Here is a 2,262-nt window from a genome sequence, read left to right as displayed (position 1 = left end):
CCAGCGATTGTGCGCCTGATGAAGAGGGCAGCATGGATACTCCGACGATATGGGCCTCAGACAGCCTCTTAGAGCATCACCGAAATCTTGATGATTCGGATGACTCGGCGTTTATTTTGGAGGAGTGAAGGCGGCTTTAGCCGCACCCTGACCCTTTGCACTTTAGTGCAGGGTTCTTCAGTCTGGTCAACACCGATGAATGCTCCATCTATAATCGAGTGACGGAGTGGGATTATGGACACCTCACCGTGATTCACGGTGACGATGAGTATGCTCGCGACGACGATGGGGACGGCACCAACGAGGTTCATGTCAACACCATTGAAGGTGTATGGAGCTTACTCCGCTCATGGCTGCGCCCACACCGGGGAATCTCGCAACGATGGTGACCGCTCTATCTTGGATTCTTCCAGGCCATGCACAATCTGCGCCGATGCGGTCAGTCTCTTCTTGGCTCACTCCTGTCTCTATTGCTCACCTCAGCTCCCCGGAATCCACTATGAGCCTTTGCCAAATGCTCTAATTCTCAAGAAAACTGGAAGGCAGACTGGCGTGCAGCGGCCCACACTGGTCTTATGAACAATGAAAAGGAACTGATTGGTCGGACTGGAGCCGTGACCGGAGTTCAGACGCCTGACCCCAAGGAAGGCGATCCCAGCACCATTTACCTGACGACCCCGCCCGAGAACCGGGTGGGAGGCAGGAACCAGAGCACCTACCAGCCTGTGAAAGTGCCTGATCCACAGGAGGTGACTGGACAGTTCGACCAGCTGGCGACCCGCGACCCGCAGGCCATGGAGCAGCGGCTTCAGACCCCGGAATACGCTGGCTCGGAAGGCAGCGGCGTGGTCGGCGGCCCCAGTGTGCTGGACGCAGTGGTGCCCAGCGCCGGTCTGGGAGTCTCAGGCGGAGCTGGCCTGGTCGGTGGGCCGCTACTGGGCAACGCCGACCAAAATCCGGGATACACTCCCCCCAGCAAAATGGCCCCACCACACATCAGCGAGGCTCCTGCTGCGCGGCCTTATAAAGACGCTGCCCAGGTTGAAAACGGTGACGTGAACTGCAAGGACAGTCTGTAGTACGGCTTTCCCCCGGATAGAATCCGAAGGCGGCCCGGTTCAATCGGCAGGCCGTATACCCTGCCAACGAATGGCCCGCAGACAGGCGTGGCGGCTGGTCTCTCAACGACTGGGGGAACTGGCTGCCGCTTTTTTGAATGGGTTTACGGAAAAAGGCTACAGGGGCAAGACGTACAGCACGCCGTTTTCGACCTCGGTTCCGAAAATCTTGACGGGCTTGACGGCGGGCAGGGTCTTGGCCTTGCCGGTCGCCAACTCGAATTTCGCCCCATGTTTTTCGCAGGTAATTCTTCCGTTGCTGACCTCACCGCCCAGCAGGGGGAAATCCTTGTGGGTGCAGTTGTTGCGTAGCGCATAGAACTGTCCCTCATAGTTCACCACCAGCACACTGACTCCGGCCACTTCTACTGTGCCCTGATAACCTCCGGGCAGTTCGGTCACCGGGCCCACTTTAACTCGCTCGCTCACGCCTGGCAGTGTAAACCAACCCCGAGGCACGGGGCTGCCGGACACCGTAAATTGGCGCATGAACCGTAAACAGGCTTACCGGCTGATGGTCGAGCACACCTCCTCCGAATCGCTCCAGCGCCACATGCTGAATGTCGAGGCGGCCATGCGCTGGTACGCCCGGCACTGCGGCGAAGATGAGGAGCAGTACGCCGTGGCGGGGCTGCTGCACGACTTCGACTATGAGCTGCACCCCGAGAAGCACCCTGCCTGGGGCGTGCAGTACCTACGCGAACACACCGGCACGGCCCCCGAAATTCTGGATGCGATTATGGGTCACGCCGCCTACACGGGTACGCCGCGAACCACCAGACTCTCACAGACGCTGTTTGCCGTGGATGAATTGACCGGACTGCTACAGGCGTCGGCCCTGGTACGCCCGGATAAGGATATTAGGCAAGTCGAACTTTCCAGCCTGAAAAAGCGTTTTAAGAACAGGGCTTTTGCAGCTGGGGTCAACCGTGATGAAGTCGAGCAGGGGGCACGCGAACTGGGTGTGGACCTTGAGCAACATATGCAGAATGTGCTCACTGCCATGCAGCAGATGACCTAAAGCCGACTCATTTCTGATACTCAACTTCAGAGCACACAAGCGTCCCATAAGAGGCTGTCTGAGGCCCTAACCATGGGAAATGTTTTAGGCTTTAACGGTGGAACGCGCAGCTTACCCTAGCGA

Annotated in this window: 3 protein-coding genes and 1 pseudogene; 3 read left to right on the top strand and 1 reads right to left on the bottom strand. The window is 58.2% G+C overall.

Going from position 1 to position 2,262, the window contains the following annotated elements; translation table 11 throughout:
- Positions 1–155: 155 nt before the first annotated feature.
- Together QZ269_RS12825 and QZ269_RS12820 are read left to right on the top strand one after the other, a co-directional pair.
- A pseudogene (locus tag QZ269_RS12825) lies at positions 156–380 on the top strand (transposase); the annotation flags it as partial.
- Positions 381–575: 195 nt separating this feature from the next.
- On the top strand, positions 576–1,079 hold the full coding sequence (locus tag QZ269_RS12820) for a hypothetical protein (protein WP_291427088.1): 504 nt from the start codon (positions 576–578) through the stop codon (positions 1,077–1,079).
- Positions 1,080–1,235: 156 nt separating this feature from the next.
- On the opposite strand, the gene QZ269_RS12815 is transcribed toward QZ269_RS12820, so the two are convergent.
- Positions 1,236–1,607 (bottom strand): non-heme iron oxygenase ferredoxin subunit, encoded by a 372-nt coding sequence (locus tag QZ269_RS12815; protein WP_291427087.1) that lies wholly within the window; start codon positions 1,605–1,607, stop codon positions 1,236–1,238.
- On the opposite strand from QZ269_RS12815, the gene QZ269_RS12810 reads away from it, so the two are divergent.
- Entirely contained in the window at positions 1,606–2,139 is a 534-nt protein-coding gene (locus tag QZ269_RS12810; protein WP_291427086.1) for an HD domain-containing protein, read from the top strand. The two genes, QZ269_RS12815 and QZ269_RS12810, sit on opposite strands and share 2 nt — an antisense overlap.
- Positions 2,140–2,262 lie beyond the last annotated feature (123 nt).

The sequence above is a fragment of the Deinococcus sp. genome, from assembly GCF_018260405.1.
In the GTDB taxonomy this organism is placed as follows: Bacteria; Deinococcota; Deinococci; order Deinococcales; family Deinococcaceae; genus Deinococcus.
This window is presented reverse-complemented; position numbering and strand designations above follow the sequence as displayed.